The sequence below is a fragment of the Arthrobacter sp. D1-29 genome, from assembly GCF_054130585.1.
The window spans coordinates 5,012,264-5,026,827 of the sequence record NZ_CP096383.1 but is presented as its reverse complement, the minus strand read 5'-3'; the positions used below and the strand labels follow the sequence as shown (position 1 = coordinate 5,026,827).

The following is a 14,564-nucleotide window of genomic DNA, read 5'->3' as shown; positions in this document are numbered from 1 at the left end:
AATAAGGAAGCACTGACAAAGGAGACTCAACCTGAGTGGGTTCAGCCGGCGGCAGAGCTGGAAGTTGGCAGCACATGCCGTTCCCGCCCAACGAAAAGGCCGACTGCAAGCTGTGCTGCGAGGGTGAGCTCCACGAGCAGCAGTGGCACGAGCCAGCCCCCAGTGAGCGCAAGCAGGCTGCCGAACGCAACGGGACCCACAGCGGCAATGGCATAGCCGCCTGACTGCGCCATGCCCGACAACCGCCCCGCAGCCCCGGACGTGCGTGCACGCAGGCCGAACAGGCTGAAGGACATCGCCAGCGATGCTCCTGACGAGAGTCCGTAAAGGATCACCCAGCCCGGGAAAAGCGCCGGCGTGGTGATGAGTCCCATAATTGCCACCAGGCCGAGCACCGGGATGAGGGCGGGCGTCCACCGCGCCAAACGCCCGCGAAGCATCAGCGGGACGGTAAGTGAACCCGCGAGCGAGCTTACCTGGAGCACCATGACGTCGATCCCCGCCACTATCTCTGAACGTCCGATGCTCTGTGCGAGTGGGGCAAGCCACGTGACCATCATGTAGAACGTCATGGCCTGGAACCCCATGTACGAGAGCACCTGCCATGCGACGCGGTCGCCCCAGACGCCCCAGCGGCTATCTTGTGCTGCCCCCGGTTCCGCGGAGGACGCCACGGCATGCGGCCCTTCCGTATCAGACCCCGCAGTATCAGGCCCCCCAGTATCCGGCCCGGAGACGCGCACGGTCCCACCGGCACGCTTCCGCGCCAGGACCGCGAGCCAGGCAACGGTTGCCAGTGGAATCAGTACTCCCGAGAAGAGCAACGCCCCACGCCAACCAAGTACTCCCTCGCCCGCAGGTACCTGCGAGACCGGAACCACGATCCCCGACGCCAGTGCTCCCGTGCCGCTGAGGAAGGCGGTGAAAAGTGCCGTCACCACCGCCAGGCGGTCGCTAAATTCATGCTTAATCACCGCGGGGAGCAGGACGTTGGCCACCGCGAGGGACGCTCCGATCAGGACCGTTCCGGCCCACAGGTTCAGGTTCGTTCCCGGGAGTGAGCGCCACACGGTGCCGGCTCCAAGCCCGATCAGGGACCAGAACACCACAGGCGAAATGCCAAAGCGCATGCCGAGGGCGTGGGCCAGGGGTGAGACCACGGCGAAGCCAATCAGGGGGATGGCGGCCAGCAGCCCCAGTGCAGCCTCAGTGGTGCCCAGATCTGCGGAGATCTGCGCAAGGAGTGGCCCCACGCCCGTGATCGTGGAGCGCAGGTTTGCTGCGATCAGCAGCACGGCGGCGAAAAGGAGGAGGCGGGGATGCCTTACCTGCTCTGATGGTGGCATCCCCGCACCTTCCCCGTAACCTCCCGCGTCGCGGGATTCGCGATCGGCGGATCTACTTCCCCGGCTCCTCCTGGCCCCCGGTCGAATCAGCCCGCGGCCAGGGCATCGGGATCGAGGTGGGCGATCGAGCGGGTGTCCTGGAAGGCACGCACTCCCTCGATGCCCTGCTCACGGCCCATGCCGGACTGCTTCATTCCCCCGAAGGGAGCACGCAGGTCCAGCCGCGTGGCGCCGTGGTCATTCACCCAGACGTAGCCGCAGACCAGCCGTCCGCCCACGCGGTTGGCCGACTCCGGGTCGGCAGTCCAGACCGAGCCGCAAAGCCCGGACCAGGAATCGTTAGCGGCACGGATGGCCTCATCCTCGATGTCGAACGGGATAAGCGGAATCACCGGGCCGAACTGCTCCTGGGTAACAACGCGCAGCGACGGATCCGGGTTGATCACCAGCGCCGGCCGCAGGAAGTTGCCGCTTCGAAGGTCCGGATCAGAGGGCAGCGTCCCAAACTCCCTGACGTCGGCGCCCGCTTCCTTTGCCTCCTCGATGATCTCGGTGACGAAAGCCTTCTGGGCCGGCTGGTGCAACGGTCCCATGGTGGTCCCCTCGTCCAATCCGTAACCGACGACGGCTTTCTCGAGCCGGGCCGACAGTCCTGCCACCAGCTCATCCAGGCGCGAACGGTGGACAAAAACCCGTTTCGCGGCCATACAGATCTGCCCGGTGGTGTCGAAGATTGAAGCGTACAGACGGTCAAGGTGGGCGTCATCAAGGATGGCATCTTCCAGCACCACGGCCGCGTCGTTCCCGCCCAATTCCAGCGTTACCCGGGTCAGGGACTTGGAGGCCATCTCCATGATGCGCTTGCCGCCGGAGACACTGCCGGTGAAGCAGACTTTCGCAACATCGGGGCTTGTGATGAGAGCCGACATGTCCGCGTCCTTGCCGGTCACCACGTTGAGCACGCCGGGCGGAAGCTTCTCCGCGACTCTCTGGACCACACGGGTAGTGGCTAGCGGAGTGGTGGGCGGAGGCTTCACAATAGCGGTGTTGCCGGCAAGAAGCGCATGTGGCAGTGATGCCCCGAGGATCGCGATGGGCCAATTGAACGGCACGATGACCGTCACCACGCCCAGCGGCTGGTACTCCACCGTGGTGGACACGGGGATCCCTGGCGCCGGGGGGAGGACCTTGGTCGCGTCCACTTCGTCCGCCAGCTCCAGTGCAAGGTTCCACCGGAGCTCGAACACCAGTGAGTCAATCCACGCCTCCATCCGGATCTTCCCGTTCTCCTGCGACAGGATGGCGGCGTCCTCATCACGGAAGTCGGCGATTCCCTCGATGGCGGCGCGCATCTGGTCCGCTCGTTCCCGTGCGCTCAGTGCGGACCATCCGGGGAAGGCCGCCTTGGCCGCGGCAATCGCGTCGTCGACGTCGGCGGGGCCTGCCGCTGCCGCATGCCCCACGATGGCGCCCGGTTTTCCCGGATCGGCCACCTCCAGGGTGGCGGCGGCCTGACGTTCGGCCCCTCCGATGTACAGGCCGGTGGTCACCGGCGCTGAAGTGTTCACTGTGTCGGTCATGGCTTCGCACCTCTCTATATGAGTACTGCAGGTTCTCCTATGTCGTCACTGGTGGACGACGGGTGTTCCGTGGGTGTGGAACGTTTCGATCGTTTTCATGCCCCAGGCCTGCCCCTTTGCTCGCTCCTCCTGCGTCCACTCCACTACCGGCGAGTCGGGGTCCAGCAGGAGGCGTGCGCCGGCGTTGGCGAGTTCGATGCGGTTGCCGCCGGGCTCCCAGACGTAGAGGAAAAAGGTCTGGTTGATCGCATGCTTGTGCGGGCCTGACTCGATGTGGATGCCGTTCTCGAGGAAGATGTCAGCTGCCTTGAGGATGTCCTCCCGGGTGTCGGGGGAGAAGGCGACGTGGTGCAGCCGGTTGCCGTGCTTAAGCCAGTCGTCGGAGTACACGATGTCGTAGGACTTGTTGTTGAAGTGGAACCACCAGGCGGCGTAACCGCCGTCATTAAGCTTGATTCGTTCACTTTCGCGTCCCCGCAGGGCGTTAACCACGAACTCTCCGTTGGCCACCACATCTTTGGCCAGGTAATTGATATGGTCCAGCCGCCTGGCGTTGACGCCACGGCCGGGAAACGCAGAGGCCTGGTTTTTCAGGGCGGGCTTGTCGTCGGTGGCCACGTACCGCTCGGTTTCATAATAGATAGCCATGTCGTGCCCGTCAGGATCCTGGAAAGCGTAGGCGGGGCCCGTGCCCACTTCCCCGTCCACCCAGCCGATGCCCAGGCCAGTGGCTTCGATCGCGGCCACCCGCCGCTCGAGCGCCTCCTGGCTCGTTGCACGGAACGTCGTCCGGCCCACTCCTGCGTCGGCGGATGCTGTGAGCTTCAGCGTGTACAGCTGATATTCGTCCCAGGTGCGCAGGTACACCGAATCGCCGGCCTCGGCGACGACACGCATGGCCAGCAGGTCGCGGAAGAACCACAGGCTCTTGTCGAAGGTGGGCGTCAGCAGTTCCACGTTCCCCACGTGGGCGACGTCGAATGAGGTGTACTCGGTCATGGACTTGTCCTCTCCAGAGTCGCTTTCACAGCCAGGGTCGCTTTCACAGGCACACTCGTTTTCACAGGCGGGGGCGCGGGAAAACACGCCCGTCGAAGATCTTCCGCGCCGTGCGGAGGGCAGCCGATTTGGTGACGGTGAACCCGTCCGGGGTTGACTCGACCGCAATGTCGACGTCGAAGTGCCCGGTGGGGTGTTCGATCCGCAGCGGATCGCCGGTGGACGGCAACGCAGCGAGTGCGTGGCCCACCGATCCCTCTGCCAGCACTCCCGCGCCCACGGTCAGGGCCCCCAACACGCCGATGGACGTGTGCACCCGCACCGGCAGGAAGCTGCGGGTGGCAATGGAGCCCCCCGCGGTGGGTGGGGCCAGCAGCACAAGCTTCGGCACGGTGGCGTCCGTGACATCCCCCATGCCCATCACCTTTGCGGCCTCAAGGCGGAGCGCCCTCAGGCGGTCGGCCAGGCCGCCGTCGCCCTCCAGGTCCTCAGGTGATTCGCCGCCCGTCAGCCCGAGATCGGCGGCGCGGATCAGGACGGTGGGCATACCGTTGTCCACGCACGTGACGTCCACGCCGGCAACCTTGTCCAGCACGCTGCCGGACGGGAAGAGCGCCCCGGTGGAGGATCCGGCGGTCCCCTCGAAGTTGAGCCTGATCGCTCCCGCCGTACCGGGGACGCCGTCGATCTCGAGGTCGCCGTCGTAATCCACCATCCCGCCCGGAGTGGCGAACGTGGCAGTGGCCAGGCTGTCAGTATTGACCATGCGGATCCGCACTTCGGTCTGCCCGTTGCCGGCCGGAACGAGGCCGCGCTCCACCGCGAACGGACCGACGCCGGCCAGAATGTTGCCGCAGTTTTGGCGGTCGGTCACGAAGGCGCTGTCGATGCCCAGCTGGAGGAAAAGATAGTCGACGTCGGCGCCGTCGTCGGGAGATGGTGAAATGACTGCCACCTTGCTGGTCAGCGGATGCGCAGCGCCCAGCCCGTCGATCTGGCGCGGATCCGGCGTGCCCATAATGCGCAGGAGCAGGTTGTCACGTTCCTCGTGGTCGGCCGGGAGGTCCGCAGCGAGGAAGAACGCACCCTTGGATGTGCCCCCACGCATATAGAGGCAGGGGATTCCCTCAACCCCGGCCATGATCCGCCCCGTGCTCAGCCGCGTTGTGCTCAGCCGCGCTGTGCTCAGCCTGGTTGTATTCAGCGGCGCTCACGTACCGTACGCCCAGGTCCTCCAAGACGCCGCGCAGCCGGTTGCGGTCCAGGCTCAGTTCACCGGCGATGTAGGCCGCACGTGACTCCGCCTCCTTCATCACCCGCGCATGGGCCGCTTCGAGGACAGACTGCACGTCCGCGCGCGGCACGCAGAGCACGCCGTCGTCATCGGCCACGATGACGTCGCCCGGGCGCACCACCGTGCCGCCCACCGTGATCGGCACATTCACAGAGCCGGCCGTGGCCTTGACCGTCCCTTGGGCATTGACCGCGGCAGACCAGGCAGGAAACCCCATGATCCGCAGGTCGGCCACGTCCCGGACCCCGCCGGTTGTCACCAGCCCTCGCACTCCGCGCTGCCGCAGAGCCGTTGCGAACAGTTCGCCAAACGAGCCGTCAAGGGAGGGGGAGGCCGTGGTCACCACCAGGACGTCACCCTCGCGGCACTGCTCCACTGCGGCATGGATCATCAGGTTGTCGCCGGGCCAGCACAGGACTGTAACCGCCGAACCCGCAATCCGGACCCCCTCCTGGATGGGACGGAGCGAGGCGCCCGCCAGTCCCGTGCGCCCCATTGCTTCGTGCACCGTTGCGACGCCGTGCGATCCGAGCGCATCGATGGCGGAAGCGTCCGCCCGCGGGATGCCGGTGACCACAACGGTCTTCATTCCAGGACCTCGGTGACCTGGGGGTAATAGCGCATGTACGCCTCTCCCTTGGTGTCAACCGGCAGGCCGAGGTTGGGGCCAGCGTTGCGCTTGACCTGGACTCCGCGGCGGACCGCAAGCGACGTGTAGTAGTCCCACATATGCTGCTGGGCGGGCAGGCACTTCATTGCCTGCTCCTTGGCGGGGAAAGCGGACGTGATGTCGAGCAGGACATCGGGTTTGAAATCGCATTGTTCCGGCTGATGCGGCTCGAAGAAGAACACGGGCGGTGCACCCAGCACTTCGCCCGGGGCCTCGTACCCAATGGCCTGGGCCAGGATCCTGGCCTCGATTGCCAGTTTTCCGGCAGCCGGGTGGTCGCCGTTGTAAGGATCCAGCAGCGGATGCGTCAGCACAACGGTGGGCTGGACCCGGCGGTAGATCCGCACCAGTTCATCCAGCAGTTCGCGGCTGGGCAGCAGGGGGTAGTCGCCGGCGTCGAGGAATTCAATTTCGGCGCCCAGGGCCTCGGCGGCGGCCTGGGCCTCTCCGCGCCGGATGGCCTTAATCTCATCCAGTGATTTCCCCGCCCGCCATTGGCTGGCAGACTCGCCGCGCTCGCCGTAGGAGAGGCAGACGACGACGGCGCGATCACCCCGGGCGGTGGCGGCGGCAATGGCGCCGCCGGCCCGCCAGACGAAGTCCCCGGCGTGCGCGCTTACCACCAGCACGGTGCCTGCATTGGCCATGATGGGTCCCTCCCGGATTGCTGTCCCATCTCCGCATCCTCTTGCCAGACAACCACTCTCTGGTACTGCGGTCAAGACATCGGCTACAATTTTGTTACCAATCCTGATCCTCATGTTTGTTGCTGCCACAGTGGCTGCCACAGGTCGATTCGCCCCCCGCGAACCTCGCCTCATCGGTAGCCAAAATCATCAGTGGACAAAGGAGTCAGCGTGACGCAGACCTTGCAGGAAGCGATCGATCGGCTGGGCTCTCCGGTCGAGCTGCTGCGCAACTCACAGGCGCCGCCCACCGTGTTCCCCGTCAAGCCGGAATTCAGCAACTGGCGGTCCGAGCAGCAATCATGGCGCACGGGATGCGCACTGCTGGACCAGTCACACCACATGACCGATCTGTTCCTTAGCGGTCCCGGCGCCGAACGCCTGCTCAGCAGTCTGGCTGTTAATTCCTTCGCAAGGTTCCCGGTGGACCGCGCCAAGCAGTTCATCGCCGTGAACCACCAGGGTTATCTTATTGGCGACGCCATCCTGACCCACCTGGACGTGGATTCCTACAACCTGGTGGGGCATCACATGGCGATCGACTGGGTGCAGTTCCACGCAGAGACGGGCGCACACGATGTGGACGTTGAGCGGGACGGGAATTCCATCGTGCGCCCCGGCGACCCCCGGCTCTTCAGGTACGAACTCCAGGGACCAACAGCACCAGCCATCGTGGAGAAGCTCATCGGCGGTCCGGTGCCGCAGATCGGCTTCTTCCATATGGGCCGTTTCGGGATCGCCGGGCTCGAGGTCCGCGGCATCCGGCACGGGATGGCCGGCCAGCCCGGCTACGAGCTTTTCGGGCCATGGGCTGACGGGGTGCGGGTCAGGGACGCATTGCTGGAAGCCGGTGCCGGGCTTGGCCTGACCCAGGTTGGCGCCAAGGGCTACTCAACGGCCAACCTTGAATCGGGATGGGTGCCCTCGCCGGTGCCCGCAATCTTCTCGGACAGCCGGTTGCGGGCCTACCGGGAATGGCTGCCGGCACCGGCGGCCGGCTCGCTGGGCGGCAGCTTCGATTCGCCCAACATCGAGGACTACTACCTGACACCCTACGACCTGGACTACGGGCGTGCGGTGGCGTTTGACCACGACTTCATCGGACGGGACGCGCTCGAGGCCCTTCCCCTGGATTCACACCGCCGCAAAGTCACGCTCGTATGGAACCCCGATGATGTCCAGGACGCCATCGGCTCACTCCTGCGCCCTGGCCTCCCGGCCAAGTACATCGACCTGCCAAAGGCGCGGTACGCCCTGTACCAGGTGGATAGTGTGCTCCACGAGGGCGCCACCATCGGCCAGTCCTTTGACTGTGGCTACATCGCCAACGAGCAGTCGTTTGTTTCGCTTGCCAGCGTTGACCCAGCCTTCGCGGAAACCGGCACGGAGGTCACTGTCATCTGGGGCGAACAGCCCAATTCGTCCAAGCTCCAGGTGGAGCCGCACCGGCAGGTTGCCATGCACGCCACCGTCGCCCCCGCCCCCTTCGTGCAATTTGCACGCGAAAACTACCGCGCCGCCTGACGGCGCAGGCCTGAGCCGGACCGACCCGAAGGAGAAATCTCATGGCGCAGAAGACCCTGCAGGATGTTCTTGACGAAGCAGGCAACACCGTCGAACTCCTGCGCAACTCACAACTTGGCACGTATATCTACCCGGTGGTCCCGGCCGAGTTCACCAACTGGCGGCGCGAGCAGCGGGCCTGGCGCGAGACCGCCGTGCTCTATGACCAGTCACACCACATGGTCAACTTCTTTATGAACGGTCCGGGCGCCCTCAAGCTCCTGTCCGACACAGGAATCAACAGCTTCGCCAACTTTCCGGTGAACACCGCCAAACAGTTCGTACCGACGGCATCCAACGGCGGCGTGATCGGCGACGGCATTCTCTTCCACCTGGCCGAGAACGAATTCGTCTACGTCGGGCGCGCCCCCACCGCGAACTGGCTCCAGTTCCACGCCGAGACGGGAGGGTACGACGTCGAGTGCAGGTATGACGACCGGTCGCCGTCGCGTCCCTATGGCCAGGCGGTCAGGCGCGAGTTCTACCGCTTCCAGATCCAGGGCCCCAACGCCTGGCAGATCATCGAGAAGCTCAACAAGGCAACGCTTGAACCGGTGAAGTTTTTCCACATGGGTCAGTTGGGCATTGCCGGGGAGCAGGTTCGTACCCTGCGCCACGGCATGGCCGGCGCACCCGGGCTGGAGATCTGGGGGCCCTATGAGCAGCACGGGAAGATCCGGGATGCCGTGCTGGAGGCTGGCGCCGAGTTTGGCCTGGAACCATGCGGGTCCCGCGCCTATTCCTCGAACACCCTGGAATCCGGATGGATCCCGTCGCCCTTGCCGGCGATTTACAGCAGCGAAGCCGAACGGAACTACCGTGAATGGCTGCCCGCCACGAGTTATGAAGCGATCAATGCTCTCGCCGGCTCCTTCGTGTCCCAGAACATCGAGGACTATTACTTAACCCCGTGGGAGCTCGGCTATGGCTCGTTCGTGAAGTTCGACCACGATTTTATTGGCCGCGACGCCCTCGAGAAGATTGATCCTGCCAGGCAGCGCAAGAAGGTCACGCTGGCCTGGAACGATGAGGACCTGGCGAAGATCTGGGCCTCCTTCCTGGACCGCGACAGCGTGGGCTACCAGTTCTTTGACGTGCCGAACGCGAACTACGGATCATCGAACTATGACTCCGTGGTGGACGCCGACGGCACCGGAGTTGGGCTCTCGCTCTTCACCGGCGTCACCGCCAATGAACGGCGCGGGCTGTCCCTGGCCACCGTGGACCCCGACGTCGATATCGGTACGGAGGTCCATGTCATCTGGGGTGAACCAGACGGCGGAACGACGAAGACCACGGTGGAACCACACGAGCAGTTCAGTGTGCGCGCGGTGGTCAGCCCCGCGCCCTACGCTGTCACTGCCCGCACCGAATACCACGGCGGCTGGCGGACCGCCGCCGCTGCCGGCACGGGAAGCCGAGGGGCCGACGGCGGCTCCGGGCCGGTCATGTGAGGGAGAGCAGGTTGTGGCGCCGGGAAGCTGCCGGCGTTCCGGGCGGCGGGCAGTCCTTACTGACTACGCCCGCCTACGGTAAAGGTGCCGGGTAAAAGCTGCCGGTGAAGCAGGACGGTTCAGGCGACCCGCCAGACGCTGCACTCGTCGGTATTGATGGCTTTGCGGAGGCCGGTGTGCCGGTCCATGATCCAGACAACGCCAATGCCGGGCGCCGTCTCCTGGACGCTGCCGCGGCGGATCACCACGTCGTCGTAGCTGGGGCCCACGGAGAGGCGGGCTTCGATTTCGTCACCGCGGTGGAGCTGGTCCAGGGCGCGGACTCTCGTTACATGGGCTTTGGCTTCCTTCAACATGGCGTGGCCTCCCGAGCTGGAGTTGGTGCCTGCTCTTGCCGGCCCTTCCAGTGTGGCGGGCCAATGTTGCAGCCGCGTTTCCTCACGGTTAGGTGCCGGTTAGTTCTCTGAACCAGCCCTGTTTCTGCCACGTGAGTGCGTCAGCGGCTCTGTGACGATGCGCCTGCCTAGAGTAGGGACATGGAGATCCTCGACGTGATCTGGAACGGTGTGCTGGGCGTGTCCGCGATAGCACCGCTGGCCACGTTCGGAGTGGTCCTGGTGGCGTACCTGGCCTACCGGCAAAAGGCCCACGCGGACAGGCGGGACCAGTGGTGGAAACGCGCGCAGTGGGCCATCGACTCGGCGTTGAACGATGCTGATCCGCAGCGACGCCTCGCGGGGATGCGCGTGCTGGTCCAGCTCGTTGGCAGCGACCTGGCCACGGCGGAGGACGCTGACCTGATGAGTGCGCTGGCGGTGGGAATCCAGGCCCAGGAGCTCTCTCGGCTCTCCGCCGGCGCTCCCGGGCTTCGTGCCGACGGACCTGCTCACGAACAGTCCCACGGGCGTTCCGGCCGGCGGGCCGGAGATCGTCCCGCGGTTGTTGACGGGATCCTGGCGGAAGCTGAAAAGCTCATCGCCGCAGCGGACGCCCGGTCCGCCCGCCCCTAGCCCTCGCGTAGCTGGCACGCCACTCCAGGGATTTTAGTTGGGGCAGGGCGGGTAGTTGGGGCAGGGCGGGCCATTACCGCCTGGAACGCAAACGACGCGTTACTCCACACAACAAAAAGCAGCGGCGCAGGTGCCAGGGCCACGCCGATCACCGGCTGCAGCAACGCCGCCGAAGCGATGACGCCGAGCAGGACCAGCAGGGCCAGGCTCAGGTACCAGCGCTGGACGCACAGGTAGAGCGATGCCTTGGCCAGGCTCTTGAGCCGTGCCCCGGGGAGAAGTACGACGCCGGCGATCACCATCACAGCGGCGCTCACCGTGACAGCAGCCGCCAGCACGATGAGCGGTACCAGCAGCCCTGCCCCGGGCATCGACTGAACAGCCACGAGGTCCACGCCCAGGAACAGCAGCAGCGCAATGGCTGCCAGCCCCAGCGGTGCGGTGTGGCGGAAGCTGCGCACGTAGCCCCGGAGGAAGGAGGCAAACGGCTTGACTGCACCGCCGTCGTCGTTCAGTGCCTGGAAAGCGGCGAACAGGCCGCCCAGTGACGGCGGGACTGTGACCGAAACCGCCAGGAAGAACGGCCACGATGCCATGGGGTCGGCCACGAGGGCGAGGCAGAGCACAAGCGGGGCGTTGGCCAGGGCCAGCATCACGTTCCCCGCCAGGAACGTGTAGACGAACCCGAAGATGCTGCCGAAGGTTTCGAACCCCAGCCCGGTCCAGCGGTGCCGCATCGGCGGTGTCGCATGCTGGCGAACAGAGCTCATCCCTTCATCCCGCTCGTCGCGATGCCCTGGATAAAGTAACGCTGACCCACCAGGAAGATGATGAGGATGGGAACCACAGAGATGACGGAGCCTGTCATGATCATGGCGAATTCGGCGTCGAACTGGCCCACGAAGGAGCGCAGTCCCAGCTGCACCGTCCACAACCTGTTGCTGGTGAGGTAGATGAAGGGGCCCATGTAGTCGTTCCAGGTATTCACGAACGTCAGCAGTGCCAGGCTGGCCAGGGCCGGCTTGGACAGGGGCAGGATCACCCGGGCCCAGATGCCGTACTCGCTAAGGCCGTCGATGCGGGCGGCCTCGCAGAGCTCATCGGGGATGGTCATGTAGTACTGGCGCATCAGGAACACTCCAAACGCGCCGAAGGCCTGGAGCAGGATGAGGGCGTTAAAGCTGTTGGTCAGTCCCAGGTTCTGCATCATGATGTACTGCGGCACCATGTAGGCCTGCCACGGCACGGCGATGGTGCCGATGTAGGCAAGGAACAGCACGTCCCGGCCCGGAAAGCGGACCTTCGAGAACCCGTACGCCGCGAGGGACCCGGTGAGGACCTGCAGGCAGGTGATGATCACGGCCAGGTAGAGCGAGTTCTGCAGGTACCCCGTCATCGGGATGCGGGTCCAGATATCGGTGTAGTTGCTCCACACGAACTCCGACGGGATCCATTGGATGGGAACCGTTAGGACCTGGTTGTTCTCCTTCAGGGAGGAGGAAACCATCCAGATGAACGGCACCATCAGCGCTACCACCAGCACCGCCAGGACGCAGTAGATGATGGCGTCGCTGGTCCGCTTCTTCTGTTCGCGCGTGGACCGCCTGCGCTGGGAACGACGGCGGTCTTCCGGGCTGAATGCCCCGCCCCTCGAGGGCCCTGTCTCTTTGAGATCAGGGGCCTTGAGGTCTTCGGCCATGTCGGTCATCAGCGTTCCCTCCGCTGTTGGAGCTTGAATTGCAGGACGGTAATCGTCAGGACGATGACGAAGAGCACGAGGGAGATGGCCGAGGAGTAGCCGAACTTGCCCTCGCCGATTCCCTCCTGGTAGATGAGCTGGGACAGCACCGTAGTGGCCCGGCCCGGCCCGCCGTTGGTCATCACCACAATCAAGTCAAAGACCTTGAAGCTGGATACGGTCAGCATGACCACTACAAAGAATGTGGTGGGCCGCAGCGACGGCAGCGTAACGTTCCAGAAGCGCTGCCAGGGGCTGGCGCCATCCACTTCCGCTGCTTCGTAGAGTTCGGTGGGGATGGCCTGGAGCCCGGCTAAGTACAGGATCATGTAGTAGCCCATGTCCCGCCAGACGCTGGTGATGATCACCGCCGGCATGGCCCAGTCGGAGCTGGAGGTCCAGCCCGGAGCTTCTGCGACGCCCGCGGCATGCAGGAACTGGTTGATGGGGCCGCTGTCCGGGCTGAAAAGCATGTTCCAGACGACGGCGACCGCCACCAGGGAGGTGATGTACGGGAAGAAGATGGCTACCCGAAAGAAGCCGATGCCCTTGAGTTTGCGGTTCAGGAGCAACGCCAGGACCAGGGCAAGGGCCATGGTCAGCGGGACGTGCCCCAGGGCGTAGACCACCGTGTTGCGCAGTGCTACCCAGAAGGTGTCGCTCTGGACCATCCTCTGGAAGTTTGCCAGGCCCACCCAGCGCGGGGCACTGAAGGAGGTCCATTCCATAAACGAGAGGGCGAACGCGGCGAGGACGGGAATGAGGGTGAAGGCCAGGAACCCCAGGAAGTTGGGGAGGATGAAGGTCCAGCCCACCAGCGTGTTGCGCCGGGCCTGCTTCCGATTGCCCCGGCTGATGACAGCCGGGGCCCGCTTGAGTGTTTCTGTTGTCACTGGCCCAGGACTTCGCTCTTGACCCGCTTGCCCATCTCCGTGATGCCGTCAGCCACGGAGCGCTCGCCCACCATGATGAGGTCGTGCTCCTGGTTGAGGATCTTGTCGGTCGCGGCGGACTTGTCGCTCACAGGCATTTCCAGTGCTGTTTCGTCAGGGGTGAAGGCCTTCTTCGACAGTTCGTCGGTGGGCAGGCCATCCAGGGTGAAGTAGGCGTCCGTTACCGCGTCATTTTGCAGGGCAGGCACGACCCCGATCTTCGAAATGGCCTTGGCGCCTTCTTCACCGGCGGCCCACGCAATGAATTTCTTGGCTTCCTCAGAGTGTGCCGCGTTCTTGTTGACGGCGAATGCCGTGGGGGAGCCGAAGGTGGTGACATCGCCGCCGGAGTTCTTCTGCGGCATCGGAGCCAGGCCCCAGTTGACGTTGGTCTTTCCGTCCTTCTTCGCCTGGAGAATGCCGGCGATGTACCAGGTGCCCATGGGCATCATGGCAGCCTGGCCGGTTTCGAACATGGTGCGGTAGCTGGTCTTCTGACTCTTGGCGGTGCCGAAGTCCAGAGTGGCGCCGCTCTTCTGCAGCTCCAGGGCCGTGTTGTACTGGTCTTTGAAGAAGCCGTAATCGCCGCCGACCTGGTCGCCGCCGTTCTGGGCGGCGGCGATGGCCTGGATAACTGAGCGCCAGACGTGCTGGTAGGTGCCGTAGACGGTCTTGCCGTCCGCGCCCTTGGTGGTGAGCTTCTGGGCGAGGGCTGCGTATTCATCCCACGTGAGGTTTGCGGGATCTTCCACGCCGGCGGCCTGAAAGAGGTCCCTGTTGTAGTAAAGGAGCCAGAAGTCCTGGCGGTACGGGGCGGCGAAGTACTTTCCGCCGACGTCGAAGGCGTCCAGCCCGGCGAGGTTGTCCTTGTCCAGGGTGTCCACCACACTGTTGATTTCCTGGAGCTGGCCGTTGCTGGCGTAGCGGGAGTAATCGATGACGTTCTTCATGGTGAGGACGTCGGTGGTGTCGCCACCGGCCAGCATGGTGGTTACTTTCTGGGGGTAGTCATCGGCAAGGATGTCCACCGGTTCGATGTCGACGTTGGGATGTGCAGCTTCGTAGCCGTCGAACAGCGCCTTGAATTCCGGTGTCCCCTCGTAGTTCCAGACGGAAATGCTGAGTGTGGTTTTTTCGTCCACACTGGCCGTTTCGGCGGGGCCGGCCGCACCCGCGCAGGCGGTCAGGCCGAGGCTGGCAGTGGCGGCGAGGGCTATCGCCACGAGAGTGGTGCGCTTCATTGCGGTTCTCCTTTTACTGGGGTTGGATTCGCTGCTGCTGCGGCGGTGTGG

At 64.7% G+C, this 14,564-nt stretch carries 14 protein-coding genes; 3 read left to right on the top strand and 11 right to left on the bottom strand.

Annotated elements, in window-relative coordinates; translation table 11 throughout:
• Positions 1-41 precede the first annotated feature (41 nt).
• The 6 genes from M1E17_RS22870 to M1E17_RS22845 form a co-directional block, all read right to left on the bottom strand.
• Positions 42-1,346 carry an MFS transporter gene (locus M1E17_RS22870; protein ID WP_457964408.1) on the bottom strand — a complete coding sequence of 435 codons (1,305 nt, stop codon included), beginning with the start codon at positions 1,344-1,346 and terminating at the stop codon, positions 42-44.
• Positions 1,347-1,432: 86 nt separating this feature from the next.
• Positions 1,433-2,926, bottom strand: a complete 1,494-nt coding sequence (locus M1E17_RS22865) for an aldehyde dehydrogenase family protein (RefSeq protein ID WP_457964406.1) — start codon at positions 2,924-2,926, stop codon at positions 1,433-1,435.
• Between the two features lie 45 nt (positions 2,927-2,971).
• Positions 2,972-3,925, bottom strand: coding sequence for a VOC family protein (locus M1E17_RS22860; protein WP_457964405.1), 954 nt, complete (start codon positions 3,923-3,925; stop codon positions 2,972-2,974).
• A gap of 61 nt (positions 3,926-3,986) precedes the next feature.
• The gene (locus M1E17_RS22855; RefSeq protein WP_457964404.1) at positions 3,987-5,066 is read right to left on the bottom strand and encodes a 4-oxalomesaconate tautomerase; all 1,080 of its coding nucleotides are present in this window, start codon (positions 5,064-5,066) and stop codon (positions 3,987-3,989) included.
• A complete protein-coding gene (locus M1E17_RS22850) occupies positions 5,053-5,808 on the bottom strand; it encodes a 4-carboxy-4-hydroxy-2-oxoadipate aldolase/oxaloacetate decarboxylase (protein ID WP_457964402.1) in 756 nt (251 codons plus the stop codon). Before M1E17_RS22850 ends, M1E17_RS22855 begins: the two co-directional genes overlap by 14 nt.
• Complete coding sequence (locus tag M1E17_RS22845) at positions 5,805-6,536, bottom strand: PIG-L deacetylase family protein (RefSeq protein WP_457964401.1); 732 nt, start codon at positions 6,534-6,536, stop codon at positions 5,805-5,807. Before M1E17_RS22845 ends, M1E17_RS22850 begins: the two co-directional genes overlap by 4 nt.
• A gap of 210 nt (positions 6,537-6,746) precedes the next feature.
• On the opposite strand from M1E17_RS22845, the gene M1E17_RS22840 reads away from it, so the two are divergent.
• Both M1E17_RS22840 and ligM read left to right on the top strand, forming a co-directional pair.
• Positions 6,747-8,099: an aminomethyl transferase family protein gene (locus tag M1E17_RS22840; protein WP_457964400.1), complete on the top strand. Its 1,353-nt coding sequence runs from the start codon at positions 6,747-6,749 to the stop codon at positions 8,097-8,099.
• Positions 8,100-8,140: 41 nt separating this feature from the next.
• A complete protein-coding gene (gene ligM, locus M1E17_RS22835; RefSeq protein ID WP_457964399.1) occupies positions 8,141-9,592 on the top strand; it encodes a vanillate/3-O-methylgallate O-demethylase in 1,452 nt (483 codons plus the stop codon).
• A 119-nt stretch (positions 9,593-9,711) separates the two neighbouring features.
• Here the strand turns inward: ligM and M1E17_RS22830 are convergent, their stop codons facing one another.
• Positions 9,712-9,948: a hypothetical protein gene (locus M1E17_RS22830; protein WP_457964398.1), complete on the bottom strand. Its 237-nt coding sequence runs from the start codon at positions 9,946-9,948 to the stop codon at positions 9,712-9,714.
• 180 nt (positions 9,949-10,128) lie between these two features.
• Between M1E17_RS22830 and M1E17_RS22825 the strand changes: the two genes are divergently transcribed.
• Positions 10,129-10,602: a hypothetical protein gene (locus M1E17_RS22825; protein WP_457964396.1), complete on the top strand. Its 474-nt coding sequence runs from the start codon at positions 10,129-10,131 to the stop codon at positions 10,600-10,602.
• Here M1E17_RS22825 and M1E17_RS22820 read toward each other — a convergent pair.
• From M1E17_RS22820 to M1E17_RS22805, 4 genes are read right to left on the bottom strand one after another with little or no spacing between them, the layout of a single operon-like run.
• On the bottom strand, positions 10,599-11,372 hold the full coding sequence (locus M1E17_RS22820) for a hypothetical protein (RefSeq protein ID WP_457964395.1): 774 nt from the start codon (positions 11,370-11,372) through the stop codon (positions 10,599-10,601). The genes M1E17_RS22825 and M1E17_RS22820 overlap by 4 nt on opposite strands.
• Positions 11,369-12,310 carry a carbohydrate ABC transporter permease gene (locus tag M1E17_RS22815; RefSeq protein WP_457964393.1) on the bottom strand — a complete coding sequence of 314 codons (942 nt, stop codon included), beginning with the start codon at positions 12,308-12,310 and terminating at the stop codon, positions 11,369-11,371. Before M1E17_RS22815 ends, M1E17_RS22820 begins: the two co-directional genes overlap by 4 nt.
• Positions 12,310-13,233: a carbohydrate ABC transporter permease gene (locus M1E17_RS22810; RefSeq protein WP_457964392.1), complete on the bottom strand. Its 924-nt coding sequence runs from the start codon at positions 13,231-13,233 to the stop codon at positions 12,310-12,312. Before M1E17_RS22810 ends, M1E17_RS22815 begins: the two co-directional genes overlap by 1 nt.
• Positions 13,230-14,513, bottom strand: a complete 1,284-nt coding sequence (locus M1E17_RS22805) for an ABC transporter substrate-binding protein (RefSeq protein WP_457964390.1) — start codon at positions 14,511-14,513, stop codon at positions 13,230-13,232. Before M1E17_RS22805 ends, M1E17_RS22810 begins: the two co-directional genes overlap by 4 nt.
• Positions 14,514-14,564: the final 51 nt, after the last annotated feature.

Excerpts from the sequence above, each read along its gene's own strand:
- M1E17_RS22825 (WP_457964396.1), top strand. The coding sequence starts at position 10,129 with ATGGAGATCCTCGACGTGATCTGGAACGGTGTGCTGGGCGTGTCCGCG.
- M1E17_RS22850 (WP_457964402.1), bottom strand. The coding sequence starts at position 5,808 with ATGAAGACCGTTGTGGTCACCGGCATCCCGCGGGCGGACGCTTCCGCC.
- M1E17_RS22805 (WP_457964390.1), bottom strand. The coding sequence starts at position 14,513 with ATGAAGCGCACCACTCTCGTGGCGATAGCCCTCGCCGCCACTGCCAGC.
- M1E17_RS22845 (WP_457964401.1), bottom strand. The coding sequence starts at position 6,536 with ATGGCCAATGCAGGCACCGTGCTGGTGGTAAGCGCGCACGCCGGGGAC.
- M1E17_RS22870 (WP_457964408.1), bottom strand. The coding sequence starts at position 1,346 with ATGCCACCATCAGAGCAGGTAAGGCATCCCCGCCTCCTCCTTTTCGCC.
- M1E17_RS22855 (WP_457964404.1), bottom strand. The coding sequence starts at position 5,066 with ATGGCCGGGGTTGAGGGAATCCCCTGCCTCTATATGCGTGGGGGCACA.
- ligM (WP_457964399.1), top strand. The coding sequence starts at position 8,141 with ATGGCGCAGAAGACCCTGCAGGATGTTCTTGACGAAGCAGGCAACACC.
- M1E17_RS22815 (WP_457964393.1), bottom strand. The coding sequence starts at position 12,310 with ATGACCGACATGGCCGAAGACCTCAAGGCCCCTGATCTCAAAGAGACA.
- M1E17_RS22860 (WP_457964405.1), bottom strand. The coding sequence starts at position 3,925 with ATGACCGAGTACACCTCATTCGACGTCGCCCACGTGGGGAACGTGGAA.
- M1E17_RS22820 (WP_457964395.1), bottom strand. The coding sequence starts at position 11,372 with ATGAGCTCTGTTCGCCAGCATGCGACACCGCCGATGCGGCACCGCTGG.
- M1E17_RS22865 (WP_457964406.1), bottom strand. The coding sequence starts at position 2,926 with ATGACCGACACAGTGAACACTTCAGCGCCGGTGACCACCGGCCTGTAC.
- M1E17_RS22830 (WP_457964398.1), bottom strand. The coding sequence starts at position 9,948 with ATGTTGAAGGAAGCCAAAGCCCATGTAACGAGAGTCCGCGCCCTGGAC.